13 protein-coding genes are annotated in these 19223 nt (G+C 70.4%); 2 read left to right on the top strand and 11 right to left on the bottom strand.

The annotated features are described in order from the left end of the window. The 4 genes from EJC51_RS35830 to EJC51_RS35815 are packed head-to-tail and all read right to left on the bottom strand — an operon-like array spanning position 1 to position 5049. Positions 1-1512 (bottom strand): GH39 family glycosyl hydrolase, encoded by a 1512-nt coding sequence (locus EJC51_RS35830; RefSeq protein ID WP_126274838.1) that lies wholly within the window; start codon positions 1510-1512, stop codon positions 1-3. Next, on the bottom strand, positions 1509-3164 hold the full coding sequence (locus EJC51_RS35825; protein ID WP_126274837.1) for an ABC transporter substrate-binding protein: 1656 nt from the start codon (positions 3162-3164) through the stop codon (positions 1509-1511). The genes EJC51_RS35830 and EJC51_RS35825 overlap by 4 nt, the downstream gene beginning before the upstream one ends. A 35-nt stretch (positions 3165-3199) precedes the next feature. Then, the gene (locus tag EJC51_RS35820) at positions 3200-4072 is read right to left on the bottom strand and encodes a carbohydrate ABC transporter permease (protein ID WP_126274836.1); all 873 of its coding nucleotides are present in this window, start codon (positions 4070-4072) and stop codon (positions 3200-3202) included. Further along, the gene (locus EJC51_RS35815) at positions 4066-5049 is read right to left on the bottom strand and encodes an ABC transporter permease (protein ID WP_126274835.1); all 984 of its coding nucleotides are present in this window, start codon (positions 5047-5049) and stop codon (positions 4066-4068) included. The genes EJC51_RS35820 and EJC51_RS35815 overlap by 7 nt, the downstream gene beginning before the upstream one ends. 227 nt (positions 5050-5276) lie before the next feature. Between EJC51_RS35815 and EJC51_RS35810 the strand changes: the two genes are divergently transcribed. After that, positions 5277-6275, top strand: coding sequence for an acetylxylan esterase (locus tag EJC51_RS35810; protein WP_126274834.1), 999 nt, complete (start codon positions 5277-5279; stop codon positions 6273-6275). Here EJC51_RS35810 and EJC51_RS35805 read toward each other — a convergent pair. The 7 genes from EJC51_RS35805 to acnA all read right to left on the bottom strand — a co-directional run bounded on the left by EJC51_RS35805 (position 6256) and on the right by acnA (position 18312). Continuing rightward, a complete protein-coding gene (locus EJC51_RS35805) occupies positions 6256-9504 on the bottom strand; it encodes a GH92 family glycosyl hydrolase (protein ID WP_126274833.1) in 3249 nt (1082 codons plus the stop codon). The genes EJC51_RS35810 and EJC51_RS35805 overlap by 20 nt on opposite strands. A 385-nt stretch (positions 9505-9889) precedes the next feature. Beyond that, a complete protein-coding gene (locus tag EJC51_RS35800; protein WP_341870690.1) occupies positions 9890-10438 on the bottom strand; it encodes a TetR/AcrR family transcriptional regulator in 549 nt (182 codons plus the stop codon). 824 nt (positions 10439-11262) lie between these two features. Then, the gene (locus tag EJC51_RS35795; protein WP_207924825.1) at positions 11263-11775 is read right to left on the bottom strand and encodes a hypothetical protein; all 513 of its coding nucleotides are present in this window, start codon (positions 11773-11775) and stop codon (positions 11263-11265) included. Between the two features lie 125 nt (positions 11776-11900). After that, positions 11901-12989, bottom strand: a complete 1089-nt coding sequence (locus tag EJC51_RS35790) for a lytic polysaccharide monooxygenase auxiliary activity family 9 protein (protein WP_126274832.1) — start codon at positions 12987-12989, stop codon at positions 11901-11903. A gap of 248 nt (positions 12990-13237) precedes the next feature. After that, the gene (locus EJC51_RS35785; RefSeq protein WP_126274831.1) at positions 13238-13828 is read right to left on the bottom strand and encodes an HD domain-containing protein; all 591 of its coding nucleotides are present in this window, start codon (positions 13826-13828) and stop codon (positions 13238-13240) included. 94 nt (positions 13829-13922) lie between these two features. Next, positions 13923-15419, bottom strand: a complete 1497-nt coding sequence (locus EJC51_RS35780; protein ID WP_126274830.1) for a sensor histidine kinase — start codon at positions 15417-15419, stop codon at positions 13923-13925. A gap of 175 nt (positions 15420-15594) precedes the next feature. Next, a complete protein-coding gene (gene acnA, locus EJC51_RS35775) occupies positions 15595-18312 on the bottom strand; it encodes an aconitate hydratase AcnA (RefSeq protein ID WP_126274829.1) in 2718 nt (905 codons plus the stop codon). A gap of 267 nt (positions 18313-18579) precedes the next feature. Here acnA and EJC51_RS35770 point away from each other — a divergent pair, with 267 nt between their 5' ends. Next, positions 18580-19188: a hypothetical protein gene (locus tag EJC51_RS35770; RefSeq protein WP_126274828.1), complete on the top strand. Its 609-nt coding sequence runs from the start codon at positions 18580-18582 to the stop codon at positions 19186-19188. Positions 19189-19223 lie beyond the last annotated feature (35 nt).

Genomic DNA, 19223 nt, shown 5'->3' with positions numbered 1-19223 from the left:
TCATCGCGGCTCCCCGCCGAGCAGTCGGCGCTCGTCCGCCCACGCGGGGGCCTCGTCCACGACCGCGCTGACCTCGGCCAACGTCACCTCGTGACGGCTCAGCGTCAGGTCCAGCTCCACCCGGCCGTCCGCCACCGGCAGCCGCAGATGACGTCGGCCGGGCTCGGCCGCCTCGTGGAGCACGTCGAGCTGGTGCGGGCGTGGGGAGCGGGGGCTGCCCATCCGCTGCCAGGCCGTGCGGGCGTTGCCGTGCTCCTCGTCCACGCTGGACCGTCGCACGAAGGCCTCCCCCGCGTCCTTCAGCGGTACCGACAGCTTCAGCCGGTGCCGCTCCGGCCCCGGCGTCTCCCCGGTCGCGTCGACCGGTGCCCAGGCGAGGACGGTGACACGGCCGTCCGTGTGCCGGGTGACCAGATGGTCGTCGCCGCGGGCGAGCAGCTGGGGGCCCATGCGTGCCATGAACGCGTACAGGTGGTACGTCGGCTTCTTCACCTGCCGGTGGGTGAGCAGTCCGAAGCCGCCGTGGAAGAGCGCGGTCGGCGGACCGGCCTCCTCGAACATGTCGCTGAACGTCCAGTAGGAGAAGGAGTCGACGTGGTCGCCGCCGTGCGCCAGGACGGGGGCCAGGTAGGCGGCGTGGAAGGCGGTGTCGTGGACGGGGTTGTCGGGGCGGTAGGAGGAGTTGAACTCCGTGATGTGGACGGGCAGTCCGCCGAGCCGGGTGCCCTTCAGCAGGTCCCGGGGCGTGGCGAACTGGTCCAGCAGGTCCTGTGCGGGCGCCAGCGTCTGATGGGTGCCGAAGGGCACATGGTCCGCCGGGCCCGAGGTGTAGGCGTGCTTGGACACGAAGTCGACGGGCACGTCCCGGCGTTCGGCGAACTCGGCGAAGCGGCCGAGCCAGTCGTCCGCCCCGGGCGAGAGCGACGGGCCGCCGACCTGCAACCCGGCGTCGACCTCCTTCACCGCGGCCGCCGTCACCTCGTACAGCCGGTGATACGCCTGTTCGTCCGCGTTCTCCCAGAAGTCGGCCAGGTTGGGTTCGTTCCACACCTCGATGGGCCAGGTGCGCACCTCGTCGAGGCCGTAGCGGTCGACGAGGTGGGCGACGGTCGCGCGGACCAGGTCCGCCCACTCCTCGTGCGACCGGGGTGGGGTGACGTTGCTCTTCCACCAGAAGACCGTCTGCTTGCCCGACGCCAACTCCTCGGGCATGAAGCCCAGTTCGAGGAACGGCCGGATGCCGAGGTCGAGGTAGGCGTCGACGACCTGGTCGACGTAGGTGAACGAGTGGTGGACGTGCCGGGCGCCCTGCCACTCGTAGGGCCGGTGGACCGCCATGCCGTCGCTCAGCAGGCCGTGCCCGCGGATGTACCGGAAGCCGATCTCGTCCTGGAGCAGCCGCAGCGAGTCCTGGTAGTCGCGGCGCAGGGCGAGTTCGATGCGGCCGGTGCCGACGCAGTGGCGCCAGGCGTCGGAGAGTTCACCGGTCGGCTCGGCGGGGACGTGGATCATCCGTTCTCCTTCTTGAACCGGTCGTAGGCCTTGTTGTGCAGGTCGACGAGCTGCTGGAGGTTCTTCGCCTTCAACTCGGTGACGAAGGCGTCCCATTCGGACATCGGCCGCTTGCCGAGGACGAACTTCAGGGTGTTCTGGATGGTGTGGTCCTTGAGCGGGGTGTCCCAGAGGGTGGCCTGTTCCTGCTCCACGGACTGAAGGGGGTGGGCGGGGTCGATGGGCAGTTCCTCGCGCTGGGACATCGCGTCCTGGAACTTCTTCTCGTCCGGGCCGAAGTTGGAGGAGACCAGCTCCCAGCTGCCGCCGTAGGTGAAGACGCCGTTGAAGAAGCCGAAGTCCTTCTGGAGGTCCTTCGGGGCGTCCGGGTCTGAGCCCATGAGGGAGATGCCGGGCTTCAGCTTGTAGCTGCCGCCGGACTCGGTGTAAGTGACGCCCTGGACACCCCACTTGCACAGCTTCTGGCCCTCGTCCGAGTACCAGAGCCAGTCCACGAACTGCATCATCGCGACGAAGCTGTCACTCCTGAGGGCCTTGCTGGAGACCATGATCCCGTTCTCCAGCCGGACCCCGCCGAGGACGACCGGGCCCGCCGGTCCGAGCGGCACCGGGACCATCTCGATCTTCGAGCCCTTGACCTGCTTCTCCAGGTTGTAGCGGTAGTTCTGCACCAGCTCCTGCGGGTTGGCGCTGATGACGTACGACTTCTCGGCCAGCAGCTTCTGCGTCGCCTGGTCGTCCTGCTGGGTGAAGCTCTCGGGGTCGAGCAGCTTCTCCGCGACGATCTTCCTCAAGTACTCGACCATCGCCCGGTAGTTGTCCTGCGTGGCCGTGAAGACGAACTTCTGCGCCTTGGTGTCGAAGCTGAGGTTGTCGTACGCCCAGCCCGCCTTCACCCCGTAGGACTGGCCGAGGTACTGGAACAACGCACCGCAGGGGAAGGGGGTGTTGACGCTCCAGCGGTCGGTCCACGGGTATTTGTCGGGGTACTCCGCCTTGAGCGCCTTCAGGACCGAGTACACCTCGTCCCAGGTGCCGGGCAGGGCGAGGCCGAGCCTGTCGAGGACGTCCGTGCGGAAGGAGAGGGAGTAGCCGGCCTTGGGCTTCTCGTGCAGGCCGGGCAGCAGGTAGTACTTCCCGTCGGACTGGCGGATGGAGTCGAGCTCGGGTTCGAGCTTCCACCTCTTCACCTTGTCCTGGTAGTTGGGCATGAGGTGCACGTACTCGCTGACCGGCAGGATCGCGCCGGAGGAGACGAAGGGGACCTCGCCCGGGTGGTACGTCTTGGGGATCAGGAAGGGGGCGTCGCCCGCGCCGATGAGGACGCTGCGCTTCTTCTCGTAGTCGGCGAGCGGGACGTCGAGCGGCTTCAGGGTGACGCCGGTGCGCTTGGTGACCTCCTTCCAGAACTGCCAGCTGCTCTTGTAGGGGTAGACCGGGTTGTCGTTGTGCAGCATCGAGAAGGACAGCGGCTTGGCGGCCTTGAACCGCTGCCCGGCGCGGTACTCCTTCATCGCGCCGTTCTGCTTCTTCGAGAGGTCCTTGCTGTCGCCGCCGTCGTCGCCGCTGCCGCAGCCGGTGAGGCCGGCGAGACCGATGAAGCCGGCGGCCGCCAGGATCTGACGCCGCGACAGTTCTCCTGCGTTCTTCACGGGAACTCCCTTGTTCCTTGGGTGAGTCGGGGGGATCAGCCCTTGACGGCGCCGAGCATCACGCCCGAGACGAAGTAGCGCTGGACGAACGGGTACACGCAGAGGATCGGCAGCGAGGTGAGCACGATGGTCACCGCCTGGATGTTCGCGCCGACCTGGCTGAGCTGCTCGGTGCCGGCGCCGGCGTTGGAGCCGCCGGTGGCGCCCAGGATCATGTTCCGCAGATAGACGGTGACCGGCATCAGGTCCGAGCTGTCCATGTAGAGGAACGCGCTGAACCAGGAGTTCCAGAAGGACACCGAGTAGAACAGGACCATCGTCGCGACGACCGCCTTGGACAGCGGCAGCACGACCCTGAGCAGGATGCCGTAGGTGCTCAGCCCGTCGATCTGCGCGGCCTCCTCCAGTTCCCCCGGCAGACTCTCGAAGAAGGCCTTCATCACCAGCAGGTTGAAGACGCTGATCGCGTTGGGCAGGGCGATCGCCCACACGCTGTTCTTCAGGCCGAGGGTGGTGATCAGCACGTAGTTGGGGATCAGACCGCCGGTGAAGAACATGGTGAACACGGCGATGCCGACCAGCGCGGTGCGGCCCTTGAGGTGCTTCTTCGACAGGACGTACGCGTAACAGGTCGTCAGGATCATCGCGACGGCGGTGGAGACGACCGTGTAGAACACGGTGTTGCCGTAGTTGCGCCAGAACATCGAGTCCTGGAACACGATCTTGTACGTGGTGAGGTTGAACCCCTTCGGCCACAACGTCACTTCGCCGGCGCGGATCTGCCGCTCCCCGCTGAAGGACCGGGCGACGATGTTGACGAAGGGATACAGGGTCACGACCACGACGAGGCTGAGGATCACCCCGTTGACGCCCTGGAACACCCGGTAGGAGCGGCTCGGCCTCACCACAGGCTGGTCCCCACCGTGCGCCGCGAGAGCTGGTTCGCGGAGGTGATCAGGACCAGGCCGATGACCGCCTCGAACAGGCCGATGGCGGCGGCGTAGCTGAAGCTGTTGGACTCGACGCCGGTCCGGTAGACGTACGTGGAGATCACGTCGGAGGTCTGGTAGGTCAGCGGGTTGTAGAGCAGCAGGACCTTCTCGAAGCCGACCGCCATGAACGTGCCGACGTTGAGGATCAGCAGCGTGATCATGGTGGGGCGGATGCCGGGCAGGGTGACGTGCCAGGTCTGCCGCCAGCGGCCGGCGCCGTCGATGCGGGCGGCCTCGTACAGGTCCTCGTCGATGGTGGTAAGCGCGGCGAGGTAGAGGATCGTGCCCCAGCCGGCGGTCTGCCAGATCTCGGAGCCGACGTAGATCGTGCGGAACCACTCGGGTTCCTGGATGAACCGGATCTCGTCGTGGCCGAGCAGGCCGAGGACGTGGTTGACCGGGCCGTCGGTGGCGAGGATCTGCAAGGTGATGCCGGCGACGATCACGATCGACAGGAAGTGCGGCAGGTACGACACCGACTGCACGAACCGCTTCAGGGCCCGCCTGCGCACCTCGTTGAGCAGCAGGGCCAGCACGATCGGCACCGGGAAGCAGAAGACCAGGGTCAGTCCGCCGAGCCACAGAGTGTTCCGGAAGACCTGCCAGAAGGTCGGGTCGCTGAGGAACATCTCGACATAGCGCAGGCCGACCCACTGCTCGCCGAACATCGAGCCGCCCGGCTCGAAGCGCCGGAAGGCGATCACATTGCCGAGCATCGGCAGATAGCGGAAGACCAGGAAGAACAGCAGCGGCAGCACCGCCAGCGAGTACAGCTGCCAGTCGCGGCGCAGCGCCCGTCGCCAGCTGACGCGTGCGGAGAGCTTGCGCGGTGGAGCGGGTGCGGGCGGGTCCTGAACGCCGGGCGGAGAGGCCGACTTGGTGGACGTGCTCATGGCTCGGTCCTCTCAGGAGAGGGAGTTGAACCGAAACTTTCGAGCTCTTACCGGTAACTTCGCGGCAACCTAAAGGCACATGGAAAGCGCTGTCAATGGGTGTTGCAGTGGTCTTCCGAGGCGGATGTACGGAGTTGAAGTCCTTGGCGCACGGGGTAGAACCCGGAGGCGCAGCGCAGTAATCTCCGCAAGTTTCCATGTGTCGACCGACTCCTGCGAGGTGCCTCGTGCCCGCGTTCGACCTGCCGCTGACGGAACTGGCGCACCATCGCCCGCTCCCCGAAGAGCCCGCCGACTTCGAGGAGTTCTGGCACGGGACCCTCAAGGAGGCCGCCCAGGAGGAGGTGTTGGTGTCGGTGCAGCCGGTGGAGACCGGCCTGCGGCTCACCGAGTGCTGGGACGTGACGTTCCGGGGCTTCGCGGGCGACCCGGTGCGCGCCTGGTTCTCCCGCCCCGCCGGGGTGCCAGGACCCTTGCCCGCGGTCGTCGAGTACGCGGGCTACGGCCGTGGCCGCGGCCTCCCGCACGAGCGCCTGACCTGGGTGAACGCCGGATACGCGGTGCTGCTCATGGACAACCGCGGTCAGGGCGACCAGTACGGCAACGGCGGCGCCACCCCCGACCCGCACGCCCAGGCCCCCGGTGGTCCGGGTCCCATGACCCGCGGTCTGCTGCACCCCCGCGACTATCACTACCGCCGCCTCATCACGGACGCCGTCCGCGCGGTCACCGCGGTCCGCGCCCTGCCCGGCGTGGACGCCTCCCGCACGGTCGCCGTCGGCAACAGCCAGGGCGGCGGCCTGGCCCTCGCCGTCGCCGGGCTCGTCCCCGACCTGGCCGCGGCCCTGATCACCGCCCCGCTGCTGTGCGGCATCCGCCGCGCCCTCGACCTCACGGACGCCCACCCGTACGGCGAGATCAGCAGCTACCTCTCCGTGCACCGGGGCGCGGAGGAGGCCGCGTACCGCACGCTGTCCTACGTCGAGGGCGTCTCCTTCGCCCGTCGCGCCCACGCCCCGGCCCACTTCGGCGTCGGCCTGCGCGACACGGTCTGCCCGCCGAGCGGTGCGTACGCGGCCTTCAACCGCTGGGCCGAACTGTCCGGCGCCGACCCGCGCAAGGAGATCCACGCCTACCCGTACAACGGCCACGAGGGCGGCGACGCGGTCCATGTCCGCCGCCAACTCGACTGGCTGGCCGGGCTTTTCAGCGAGTCGCCAGCGTGAACACGTGCAGGTCCGGCTCACGGGGCAGCCGCACACTCACCACGGCCATCCCCTCGGGCGCCCTGAACGGCTCGGTCGCGAAGACGTACGTGGCGACCGCTTCCCGCCCCGCGCCCGGGACGTTCCGGTACGTGGTCCTCGCGACGACCTCGTTGCCGTACCGCACGCTGCCGCCGCCCCCGCCGAGCGTCCAGTCGCTGAAGGAGAGGTCGACGGTGTCGGAGCTGCCGTCGGTGTAGGTGACGGTGGCACGGCCCCGCTGATCCCCATTGACCGCACTGCCGACGAAGGCCAACTGGCGGACAGGTGCGGCCAATTGCACGGTCTGTCCATTCCCGGCCGCGTTGTCCGGCCGCCCGTTCGGCGAGCCGGGCCAGGTGAAGCCGAGGCCGTCGCCCACCCGCCCCTGACCGCCCGGGCTCAGCCCGGCCGCGGCAAGGGCCTGGCGGGAGTAGCTCCAGCCGCCGCCGTCGAAGTCGGCCTCGTCGTGGTCGCCGGAGTCGTCCGAGATCCCGGTGCCGTCGTAGGCGGCCAGAAGACTGCCGGGGGCGGCGACGGTCAGGAAGACCGGCTGCGCGTACGAGCCGACGGCGATCTCGACGTCGTAGAAGCCCTGAGCGGTGTCCTCGCCGGCACTGAGCGTGATCTCCTGAACCCCGTCAACGGCGGTTCCCTCGACGGGACTTGCCTCGATCCCCGCCGGCGCGTCGACGCTGAAGCGGACCTCCGGCCCGGCACCGCCGCTCAGCGCGAGCGCGCGAACGGCGACCTTCACGCTCCCGCCCGGGGCGAGCGTCGCCGCGGTCGGCCCGATGCCGACCTGGTAGGGCTGCTCGCCCTCGCGGAAGGAGGGCGGGGCGGCATCGGCGCCCGAGCCCCACGCGCGGTCGGCTGTGCGGGAGAGCGTGTAGTCGAGGCGACCGCCGTCCCGTACGAAGGTCGCCGGCAGCCAAGGCCGTTCACTGGTACGTCCGTCGACGCGCAGGGAGTGGATGTACGGCGCGTCGACGGCGGCCGCTTCCGCGCGGACGGAGATGTCGTTGCCGTCGGGGCGGTCGATCTCGATCCGCGGGAACAGCGGTGAGGCCAGGACGAGTTCGGCACGGGAGGGGACCTGCGGATACATGCCGAGGGCGGCGAAGACGTACCAGGCGGACATCGCGCCGAGGTCGTCGTTGCCCGGGATGCCGCCCGGCCGAGCCGACCACAGCTGCCGCACGGCGGCGCGCACGGTCTCCTGCGTCCGGTACGGGGCGCCCGCGTAGTCGTACAGGTAGGGCACGTTGATCGAAGGCTCGTTGTCCAGCTCGGCCTTCTCGCCGCCGCTCCCGGTGAAGGCCCAACTGCCGTCGCCCGCGTGGAAGAAGGAGTCGAGCCGGCCGCGGGCCGCGTCCCGCCCGCCCATCGCGGCGAAGAGCCCCGCCGGATCGTGCGGGACCATCCAGGTGTACTGGGCGGCCGTCCCCTCCACGAACCCGTTGCCGGTGGCCGGGGTGAAGCCCGTGACCCAACTCCCGTCGTCCTTGCGGTTGGCGATGTAGCCGCCGCTCGGGTCGGCACCGATGTTGAAGTTGTTCTGCCACCACTGGGAGCGCCCGGCGAATTCGACGGCGACGCCCTTCTCCCCTGCCGCCGCGGCGAGTTGCGAGAGGGCGAAGTCGGCGCCGGACATCTCCAGCGTCTCGGCGGCACCGCCCCAGGCGTTGGACGCGGACGGCATGTAGTGGTGCTTCACGTACCGGTCGAGAGAAGGCCGTTGCCCCACCGACAGGACCGGTTTCCCGGCGGCGGACAGATCCTGCGGGGTCGGTACGGTCGCCGCGCGGACCAGTGAGTCCAGCGCCCCGGACAGATCGAAGCCGGTGCCTCCGAAGGCGTGGATGCCCGCCAGCGCGACGGCCGACGGATCGCCGTTCATGACATGCGTGCCGCTCGCGCCGTGCAGCCAGCGGTCCCAGATCCCGCCGTTCTGCTCGGCGAGTTCGTACAGCGACTGGGCGATGTCGGAGCCGGTACGCGGCTGGAGGAGCGTGAGCAGCTGCACCTGGTCGCGGTAGACGTCCCAGCCGGAGAAGGTGCCGTACTGCGCCCGGCGCCCGGTCCGGTGCACCTCGCCGTCGGCGCCGCGATACCTGCGGTCGGCGTCACTGATCACGTTCGGGTGCAGGAGCGAGTGGTACAAGGCCGTGTAGAAGATGCTGCGTTCGGCATCCGTGCCGCCGCCGACACGGACGGCGGCGAGGTCGTCGCGCCAGGCCCGGCGGGCCCCTTCCCGTACGGCGTCGAAGGTGCGGTACGGCGGGTTCTCCACCGCCAGGTTCGCCTCGGCGCCCGCCCGACTGACGTACGAGATACCGACCTTGACGTTCACCGGTCCGTCCCCCGGCGCGAACTCGACGTACCCCCCGGCCCCCTTGCCGGCGACCGGCCGGCCGCCGTGGGCGAAACCGCCGGTGCCGCCGCTCGCCGCGAGGGAACCGGGGTCGAGCCGGTCGTCCCGCCAGGTGCCGGTCGCCTTGAAGGCGCGGTCGAAGCGGGCGGTGAAGTGCAGGGTGTAGTAGGCGCGTCGGCCCTCCGGGTCGAGGTGGCCACAGAAGTTGCCGGAGGTGACGGAGCCGGAGAGGGTACGGCTCTGCGGGTCGATCTCGACCGTCGAATCCGTCGATCCCACTTCGGAGTTGGCCGTGCGGACGAGCAGCGAGGCGGGTCGGCCGGCCGGGTAGGTGAAGCGGGCCGAGCCGGTGCGGGCGGTGGCCGTGAGGTCCGCGGTGACGCCGGAGGCGAGGGCGACCTTGTAGTGGCCGGCTTCGGCGGTCTCGTCGGCGTGGTCGAAGTCGGCGGCGTACACCTCGTCCCCGGTGTCGCTCGCGGGCGAAGAGGTGACCTGTCCGGCGTACGGGAAGAACGGGATGTCACCGCTGCCGCCCGCGCACCCGGTGCCGGACATGTGGGTGAGGCTGAAGCCCCGGATGCGGGTGGCGTCGTAGTGGTAACCCCCGGGCGCCGCCGTGCGGGTGGCGTCGCCGCGGGTGTTCTCGGGGCTCCACGAGAGCATGCCGAACGGGGTGACCGCGCCGGGGAAGACGTTGCCACCGTTGCGGGTGCCGATGAGGGGATCGACGTAAGGAGTGGGGTCGTCGACGAGCTCAGGAGGTGCGAGGGGTGTGGCGGGCGCGGCGGGCGCGGCGGCGACACCGGCCAACACCATGGCCAGAGCGGCGGCAAGCATCAGGGGCTTCACGTGCGCCAGCCGTACCATGCGCGGTCGCGAGCACCAGTCCGACAGCACCGCGGAGCCACTCGGACGGGTCACACCCAACTGGCTTGACTTCGCGGTCCATTGACGCGGTAGGGTGAGGTTTAGACCACTCGACAACGTTGTCCGACCCGCCCGCTGTCGCCGTCTTCAGCCACTCCACACCCGGGCAGAGACTCCCCCCTCGCCTGCCCGGCTCGCGGACCCGGTGGGGGTGTCCACCGGGTCCGCCCTTGAGCCTCCAGGGACGACCGAGACCGAACCCTGCACCGCGCGCCTCACTCCCGCCCGGTGGCGACGACCTCCGCGACCACGCGTTCCGCGCGCTCCACCGGCACACCGACGGCGATGAGACTCGTCACCGCGGCCCGCACCCCGTCCCCTCCCAGAGACCGGCCGTGACAGCCTCCAGCAGACCGAGGGTGTACGCCTCCCTCGCGGCGCTGAGCGCGGGCGCGGGGAGCCGGTCGTGGAAGACCCCGGCCCGCCGGCCGCGCTCCAGGATCGCGAGGGCCGCCGCGCGGGCCGGTGCCACCGCCTCGGTCACCCGTTCCTGCCCCAGGTTCTGCGCCGCCAGTGACAGCAGCAGCCGGTAGCGGTCACCCTCGGGCCACACCGCGAGCACGAACCCGGCGAACGCGTGCTCCGGCTCCTCCGTCCCGTCCGGCCACCGCGCGGAAGCCGCCCGCAACGCCTCCGACGCCTCCTGCGCGAGCGCCTCCAGCAGCGCCACGCGGCCCGGGAAGTGCCCGTGCACGGTCCGCCGTACGACACCGGCGGCCTGCACGATCTCCTCCAGCGTGGCGTCCGGGTTCTGCCCCAGCAGCTCACATGCGGCGGCCAGGATCTTCGCCCGGTTGGACCGCGCGTTGCTCCGGATGGGCACACGGGCCTCGGGCTTGGCCATGACGACGACCTCGACTGACGCATCGGAACAGGGACGGTAGGCCGGCCATCGTCACACGGGCGTGGTCGGGGCGCCTGGAAGGGGGCGGGGTGTGGTGGCGTGGGCGGGGCTGGGTGCGGGTGCGTGCGATCGGCGGGCGCGGGGGCATGGCCGGGGTCGGTCGCGGGCGAACGTGGTCGGCAGGCGGGGCGCCGCCGTCAGGCCCGGTCGCGTGTGGCGGTGATCGGTGGGTGCGGCGCCACGAGTTCGCCGCCGGCTGCCCGGCTGCATGGTGCCGTCCGCCCTCGCGCTGCTCGACGCCCTGCCGCTGATCGTCGGGGCGAGGGCCGGTCGCGGGTGCATGGATGTGATCGGCGGCCGCGGCACCATGGCCAGGCCCGGTCGCGGGCGTACGTAGTCGGCAGGCCCCGGGCCACCGCCAGACCCGGTCGCACGTGACGGTGATCGGCAGGCGCGGCCCCATGGCGAAAGCCGGTCGCGCGTGGGCGTGATCGGCGGACGCGGCACCATGGCCAGGCCCGGTCGCGGGCGTACGTGATCCGCAGGCCCGGGGACACCGCCAGACCCGGTCGCACGTGACGGTGATCGGCAGGCGCGGCGCCATGGCGAAAGCCGGTCGCGCGTGGGCGTGATCGGCGGCCGCGGCACCATCGCCGAGGCCGGTCGCGGGCGTACGTGATCCGCAGGCCCGGGGACACCGCGAGGCCCAGTCACCCGTGCACCTGATCGGTGGGCCCGGCGCCACCGCCAAGCCCGGTCGCTGGTGCACGCCGTCCGCGGGTCTGGCGATGGCGCCCCCGCCCCCGCCTGTTCATGGGTGTACGTCATCGGCGGCGTCGGCGAGACCTCGGGGTCCTCGGGTCGGGGAGCGGGTCCTCCCGGCCGCCCGCCAGTCGGCGTCGCCACCACAGGTCGCCCTGCCATCGGCGCTCCGCGGCGAAGGGGTCGGGGAGGGTGCGTCGCAGGTACGTGGCGTCCAAGTCGCCTACGACACGCGCGAGTTCGGCGCGTGGGCGAGGAGGCAGTCGGGTGAGGACCTCGGCCAGTACGTCGCGGGCGTGCCGCACGTCGTCGAAGGAGCAGCCGCGGCAGGAGCACTCCGCGTCCTGCGGGTAGCGGGGCCGCCGGCCTGCCGGTTGCAGGAACTGGCGGTAGCGCCGCAGGGCCCGGTCGGTGGCGCCGGCGTAGACGTAGTAGTCGTCCGGGAGCCCTTCAACACGGGCTATGTCCAGGCTGGTTCGGGTGGAGAGGCCATGGATACGGGCCGGGGGAAGGCCCCATCGCGGGGCACGGGAGGGTCGAGCGGCGCGCAGCGCGCCGGGGCGCCTACGCGGCATCGTCCTTTCGGGACGCGGCCGGCACGGTCATGCGGATCGTGAACGTCATGCCCGCCATCATGTCATCGCCGACGGACCCGGTGAGCGGCGGCTCGTGGCCCACCGGGTCCGCACGCCGGCCGGGGTTACCCGACGCGACAGGGCAACGTGGTCGCCGTATCACCGCCGGAGCCGGTCACGACGTATCCGAACGTCGCGCTCTTCCCTGGACTCAGGGACCCGTTCCAGTCGGCGTTGTGGACCATCACGTCCTGGCCGGTGTAGGTGGCGTTGCCGTTCCAGAGGCTGTCGACCTTCTGACCGCTCGGCAGCGTCCAGTCGACCATCCAGCCCAGCATCGGGACGTCGCCCGAGTTGGTGACGGTCACCTCGGACTGGTAGCCGCCGCTCCAACTGCCGGTCGTCCTGCGGGTCGCGGTGCAGGCGCCGGGGACCGGCTCGGACGGGTTGCCCGGTTCGTGGATGCCGGTCACCTCGCCGTGGCCGCCGTCGAAGACGACGTCGGAGCAGGAGTAGAAGGTCTCCGCGCTGTCCGAGCGCTGCCACACCATGTAGATGATGTGGCGGCCGGACTTGTTGGACGGAAGCTGCCCGGTCCAGGAGTAGTTGGCCTCGACCGTGCCCGGGCTGCCGTGCAGCGGCGGGTGGTCGACGGAGAGGAAGGGCCGGTCCTCGATGTCGTTCCAGGTGAGGGTCTTGGTCGGGTCGAAGCCGTCCTTGGTGACGTAGACGTAGAACCAACCCGGGTGTGCCGCCCAGGCGTTGTAGGAGAAGTCGACGGTCGCGCCCGAGGTGAGGTGGGTCAACGGCCAGTCGTTGCGGGGGGCGTTGAAGCCGGTGAAGTTGGTGTTGCCGCCGCTGCACAGCTGGCCGTCCGGTACGAAGCCGCGGGTGCGGCCGGCGCCGTCCGAGCGGAGCACCGAGAACCAGTTGTAGAACGGCGTGGTGCCGCTGACGGCCTGGGCGTTCTTGCAGGCCGGGTTGACCGGCTTGATCTCACCGGTGTCGGTCAGCGCGTCCTGCCAGCACAGGAAGGTACGGCTGGCGGGCTTCATCGGGGTGCCGTGGGCCTCCGCCTGCCCGCCGGTCGTGACGACCAGGGCGACGGCGGGGATGGCGGCGAGCAGGGAGACCAGGACGAGGAAGAGGGCTCTGGCGCGAGTCGGGAGCACTAATCGGCGACCTGGGGACGCCACTGATTTTGTCAGGATCATGACAGTCCAGTCCGTTCCTTGAGGTACGGGCCGTGCGGATGCGTGTGCGAAGGGGCGGGGTGGGTGGTCCCCCTTCGGATGGGTTCCGGTCCACCCGCATGGGAGCGCTCCCACCCCGCCTGTGGCGGAAGGTAGCGCGAATGGGGGCGGGTGTAAACGGTTGGCGCGGAAGAGAACGGGCGTCAATAGCGTGCCGTCGCAACACCGGTTCGGGTGGCCGTACTTTCGTTCACCGGCTTCTGACCCCGTCACACGGGATACGCCCCCTGGAAGGCGAGCCGCGCCTCCGCCCCCTCCCCCACGGCCGTCAGCAGGTCGTCGAGGTCGAGGAACTCCTCCCACGCCGTCCGCCCGCCCGCCTCGGCCAGCGACCTGACCACCAGGTCCTCCAGCTCCGGGACGCGCTTGTTCTTCCAGGCCTTGTCGGCGAGGCTGACCAGCAGATCCTCGATCGTCACGTCCGGCGCGGTCCAGCTCGCGTGGGTGGCGGCGAAGCGGGCCAGGTGCGGGGCGATGCCGTGGCTCAACAGCAGGTCGCGACCGGCGACTTCGTGCGCCGAGCCGGGGCCGGAGAGTTCCGTGGTGTGCGCCGTCTTGCCTATGTCGTGCGTGGCCGCGCCGAACAGCACGGCGTCGCGGTCGAGCGGGAGTCGAGCGTGCTGCCGCGTCACCCATTCCACGAGGTCGTACGCCACGTCGTGCACCGCCCTCAGATGCGCGGCCAGCCGCGGCGGCGCGTCCAGCTCGCGCAGCAACGCCACCGCCCGGTCCGGCAGGGGGCGGAGGGGTGGGTCGCCGGGGTCGTGCAGGGCGCGGTGGAGGAGGTCGGGGGTGGTCACGCGGAAAGGGTACGGCGCTCGCCCGACACCGGGGTTTCAGAGCTAGGGCATGTTGCCGGGCGCCGCTCGGCAGACGCCACTTTCGCCATCGGGCCTAGGCATCGGCCCACGCCCCGGACCCCTCCCTCGACACCGCCATCGGAGTCTGCGCCGCCAACGGCAGTCGTACCGTGAACTCCGTACGTCCCGACGTGCTTTCGACGTCGGTACGGCCGCCGTGCGCCGTCGTGATCGCCGCGACGATCGCCAGCCCGAGCCCCGAACCGCCCTCCAGCCCACCGGCCCTGGTACGGGACGCGTCGGCTCGGGTGAAGCGTTCGAAGACCGTGGGGAGGAAGGCGGGCGGGATGCCGGGACCGTTGTCGCGGACGCGGACGGCACAGTGGGCGCCCCTGGTGTCCACGACCGCGACGACCCTCGTGCCCGGCGGTGTGTGCACGCGTGCGTTGGCCAGGAGGTTGGCGACCACCTGGTGCAGACGAGCCGCATCACCGGTCACCAACGGCTCGGCGTCCAGGCTGAGTTCGAGCCGCCAGTCGTGGTCGTCCCAGGCGGCCCGCGCGTCCCGCACCGCCTCCGCGACCAGCGCCGCGACATCGACCTCGGCGGACTGCAACGGACGGCCCTCGTCGAGGCGGGCCAGCAGCAACAGGTCCTCCACCAGGCCGGTCATCCGCGCCGACTCGGCCGAGACGCGGCGCCAGGCCGTGCCCGGTTCGATGCGGTCGGTGCCACGGTTCATGAGCTCGGCGTAGCCCGCGATCGAGGCGAGCGGCGTGCGCAGTTCGTGGCTGGCGTCGGACAGGAAGCGGCGCATGCGTTCCTCGGTGCGCCGGCGTTCGGTCAGCGACGACTCGACGTGGTCGATCATGTGGTTGAGGGCGGCGCCGACCTGACCGGCCTCGCTGTCGGGGTCGGTGTCACGTTCGGGGACGCGGGTGAGGTCGCCCGGCCGGCCACCGGCCAGCGGGGCGCGGGAGACCTCGACCGCGGTACCGGCGATGCGACCGAGGGGGCGCAGCTGACGGCGGATGACGACCGCGCACACGCATCCGGCGACGCCGAGCCCGACCGCCGCGATGATGGCCTCCGCGATGACCGTCCCCCGGATCAGCTGCCGCACGTCGTCCATCGGGAGGCCTACGAGGACCCGTATGCCCTCGCGGTCGATCGCGGTGATCCGGTACGTGCCGAGGCCGGGCACGGACCGGGTGTGCATCGACCCGTCGGCCTCGACGCCCGCGAGGGCGGCGCGCTGTTCGGCGGTGAGCCGCCGGGTCGTGTTCTCCCGTGCCACGACCGCCGCGCCGACGATGTCACCGTCGTCGTCGAGCCGCGCGGCCAGCATGCCGGTCGGGTCGCCCTGTTCGGGCGGGAAGCCGAGGTCGGCGGTGAGTCGGGGGTGCGGCGCCGTGCCGCCCAGGGAGCGCTCGACGGCGTTCTCGACGCGGTCGTCCAAGGTGCCGTACAGGTAGGCGCGTTGGACGAAGACGGTGGTGAGCGCCATCGCCGCGCACACGGCGACCAGGGCGAGGGAGATGAACAGCAACAGGCGCGAGCGTATCGAGCGCAGCCGCCGCCGGACGGTCATCTGCCGTCCTCCGTGCGGTACCCAGCGGTGCCAGTCATGTCCCGATCGTGTCCCGGTCCGCTGGGGGACGCCTGTGTTCCACCTGAGGGCAGCGGATGACCTGGGACGTCCCCGCCCGGGAACGCCGAAGGCCCGTGTCCCCGGCGTACCGGGGACACGGGCCTTCCGGGAAGGACTAGCCGCGGATCAGGCTGCGCAGCACGTACTGCATGATGCCGCCGTTGCGGTAGTAGTCGGCCTCACCGGGGGTGTCGATGCGGACGACCGCGTCGAACTCGACGCCCGTGTCGGTGGTGACCTTGACCGTGCTCGGGGTGGTGCCGTTGTTCAGCTCGGTCACGCCGGTGATGGAGAAGGTCTCCTCGCCGGTCAGGCCGAGGGAGTCGGCGTTCTGGCCGGCCGGGAACTGCAGCGGCAGGACGCCCATGCCGATGAGGTTCGAGCGGTGGATGCGCTCGTACGACTCGGTGATGACGGCCTTGACGCCGAGGAGCGCGGTGCCCTTGGCGGCCCAGTCGCGGGACGAGCCGGAGCCGTACTCCTTGCCGCCCAGGATGACCAGCGGGGTGCCGGCGGCCTGGTAGTTCTGCGACGCGTCGTAGATGAAGGAGACCGGACCGCCGTCCTGCGTGAAGTCGCGGGTGTAGCCGCCCTCGGTGCCCGGCGCGATCTGGTTGCGCAGGCGGATGTTGGCGAACGTACCGCGGATCATGACCTCGTGGTTGCCGCGGCGGGAGCCGTAGCTGTTGAAGTCGCGGCGCTCGACGCCGTGCTCCGTGAGGTACTTGCCGGCCGGGGTGTCGGCCTTGATCGCACCGGCCGGGGAGATGTGGTCGGTGGTGACCGAGTCGCCGAGCTTGGCGAGGACGCGGGCGCCCGTGATGTCGGAGACCGGGGTGGTCTCCATCGTCATGCCCTCGAAGTACGGGGGCTTGCGGACGTACGTCGACTCCGGGTCCCACTCGAAGGTGTCGCCGGTCGGGATCGACAGGGCCTGCCACTGGGCGTCGCCCGCGAAGACGTCCTGGTAGGACTTGGAGAACATGTCCTCGCCGATGGCGTTGGCGACGACGTCGTTGACCTCGGCCTCGGAGGGCCAGATGTCGGCCAGGAAGACCGGCTTGCCCTCCTGGTCCACACCCAGCGCGTCGCGCGTGATGTCCACCTTCATGGAGCCCGCGAGGGCGTACGCGACGACCAGCGGCGGGGAGGCCAGGTAGTTCATCTTGACGTCGGGGTTGATCCGGCCCTCGAAGTTGCGGTTGCCGGAGAGGACCGAGGTCACCGCGAGGTCGTGGTCGTTGACGGCCTTGGAGACCTCCTCCGGCAGCGGGCCGGAGTTGCCGATGCAGGTGGTGCAGCCGTAGCCGACGAGGTTGAAGCCGACCTTGTCGAGGTAGGGGGTGAGCCCCGCCTTGTCGAAGTAGTCGGTGACGACCTTGGAGCCCGGGGCGAGGGTGGTCTTGACCCACGGCTTGCGGGTCAGGCCCTTCTCGACCGCCTTCTTGGCCACCAGCGCGGCGGCGACCATGACGTACGGGTTCGAGGTGTTGGTGCAGGAGGTGATGGCCGCGACCGTCACCGCACCGTGGTCGATCTCGTACGTCGAGCCGTCGGGGGCGGTCACGGTGACCGGGTTGGACGGGGCGCCGTTCGGGGCGACGGCCGGGGCGTCGGAGGCCGGGAAGGACTCCTGTCCCGCCTCGTCGACGACGTCGACGTAGTTGCGGACGTCCAGCTTGAACTGCTCGGCGGCGTTGGCGAGGACGATACGGTCCTGCGGACGCTTCGGGCCGGCGATCGACGGGACGACCGTGGAGAGGTCGAGCTCCAGCTTCTCGGAGAAGTCGGGCTCGGCGGCCGGGTCGAGCCAGAGGCCCTGCTCCTTGGCGTACGCCTCGACGAGCGCGAGCTGCTGCTCGGAGCGGCCGGTGAGCTTCAGGTAGTTGATCGTTTCGGCGTCGATCGGGAAGATCGCGGCGGTCGAACCGAACTCCGGCGACATGTTGCCGATGGTGGCGCGGTTGGCCAGCGAGGTGGCGGCGACGCCCTCGCCGTAGAACTCGACGAACTTGCCGACGACGCCGTGCTTGCGCAGCATCTCGGTGATGGTGAGCACGAGGTCGGTGGCGGTGGTGCCCGGGGTGAGCTCACCGGTCAGCTTGAAGCCGACGACGCGCGGGATGAGCATCGAGACCGGCTGGCCGAGCATCGCGGCCTCGGCCTCGATGCCGCCGACGCCCCAGCCGAGCACACCGAGGCCGTTGACCATGGTGGTGTGCGAGTCGGTGCCGACGAGGGTGTCGGGGTAGGCCTGGCCGTTGCGCACCATGACGGTCCGAGCGAGGTGCTCGATGTTGACCTGGTGGACGATGCCGGTGCCCGGGGGGACGACCTTGAAGTCGTCGAAGGCGGTCTGGCCCCAGCGCAGGAACTGGTAGCGCTCCTTGTTGCGGCCGTACTCCAGGTCGACGTTCTGCTTGAAGGCGTCGTTGGTGCCGAACTTGTCGGCGATGACGGAGTGGTCGATGACCATCTCGGCCGGGGAGAGCGGGTTGACCTTGGCCGGGTCGCCGCCGAGGGCCTTGACGGCCTCACGCATGGTGGCGAGGTCGACGACACAGGGCACGCCGGTGAAGTCCTGCATGATCACGCGGGCGGGCGTGAACTGGATCTCCTGGGACGGCTGGGCCTGGGAGTCCCAGCCGCCGAGGGCACGGATGTGGTCGGCGGTGATGTTCGCGCCGTCCTCGGTACGGAGCAGGTTCTCCAGCAGAACCTTGAGGCTGTACGGAAGGCGAGCCGAGCCTTCCACCTTGTCCAGCCGGAAGATCTCGTACGACTCGTCGCCCACCTGCAGCGTGCTGCGGGCGTCGAAGCTGTTCGCCGACACGACAGTCTCCTTCATTGATGTGCGCGTTCCCACCGCATCCTGCCGCCACGACGACTTGGCCGATCCGCTAAGGTAAGGCTAAGTTAGGTAACCCTAACCAGGGTGGCGGCTGCGGTACGCCTCGGCAGATATCTCGATGTCGAGATAACTCTAGTACATGGGGTCGGGATGGTCATGCCCGGCCTCCGTTTGTGACGTCCCACACGAGCCCTAGGCTCACCCGGTGATTATCTGGCGTGAGGGCACCTTCGGCGCGGGCGGCAGCTCGTGAGCCGCGCCGAGTGGACGGTCCGGCATCTGCCCGAGATGGTGGCCGGGCTACGGCACGCGCTGCGCGCCCACCTCATCCACACCCTCCGGCCCGACGGCCTCGCCGCCGCGACCGCCGTCGACGACTCCGGCCGCCCGACCGGCCTGCACCTCCACGACGTCTCCAGGGACGGCATCCCGTACGTCGGCATCGAGTTGGCGGGCGGCCTCGGTGCGCTCATGCACGGCTCGCGGGTCGTCGCGTTCGGCGGCACAGCGGTCGCCTCGCGGCGCCGGCTCGCCGAAGAGGACGCCACCGACACCCGCACCGGCCTGGACGAGGCGCTCATCGGCCACTGGAGCAGCGCCCCGTACGACTACGGCGCCATGGAGGCGTCCGAGGTCGAGCTGCGGGCCGACGGCACCGGGTGGAGCCTGCTGGCCAATCCCGGCGGGGAGTGGGTCGCGCGGCTGACCTGGCGGTGCCCGTCTCCGGGGGTGCTGGAGTTGCGGCCGGAGGACGGTCAGCCGTCACGGCACCGGTACCTCGTCACCACCGCCCCGGTGACATCGGCCACCTTCGAGGAGCCGGTCGAGTTCTGCCATCAGTACGCCAAGTCGGGGTAACCGACAGATACGTTCCCAGACCCCCGGAGGGAGGC

It is taken from the genome of Streptomyces aquilus (assembly GCF_003955715.1).
In the GTDB taxonomy this organism is placed as follows: domain Bacteria; phylum Actinomycetota; class Actinomycetes; order Streptomycetales; family Streptomycetaceae; genus Streptomyces; species Streptomyces aquilus.
Note: the sequence above shows the minus strand (reverse complement) of the source record. Positions and strands in the feature narration are given on the sequence as shown.

Bases quoted from the DNA above. Each gene is read 5' to 3' on its own strand.
- EJC51_RS35780 (WP_126274830.1), bottom strand. From the start codon at position 15,419: ATGACCGTCCGGCGGCGGCTGCGCTCGATACGCTCGCGCCTGTTGCTG.
- EJC51_RS35790 (WP_126274832.1), bottom strand. From the start codon at position 12,989: ATGATCCTGACAAAATCAGTGGCGTCCCCAGGTCGCCGATTAGTGCTC.
- EJC51_RS35805 (WP_126274833.1), bottom strand. From the start codon at position 9,504: ATGCTTGCCGCCGCTCTGGCCATGGTGTTGGCCGGTGTCGCCGCCGCG.
- EJC51_RS35830 (WP_126274838.1), bottom strand. From the start codon at position 1,512: ATGATCCACGTCCCCGCCGAGCCGACCGGTGAACTCTCCGACGCCTGG.
- EJC51_RS35800 (WP_341870690.1), bottom strand. From the start codon at position 10,438: ATGGCCAAGCCCGAGGCCCGTGTGCCCATCCGGAGCAACGCGCGGTCC.
- EJC51_RS35795 (WP_207924825.1), bottom strand. From the start codon at position 11,775: ATGCCGCGTAGGCGCCCCGGCGCGCTGCGCGCCGCTCGACCCTCCCGT.
- EJC51_RS35815 (WP_126274835.1), bottom strand. From the start codon at position 5,049: ATGAGCACGTCCACCAAGTCGGCCTCTCCGCCCGGCGTTCAGGACCCG.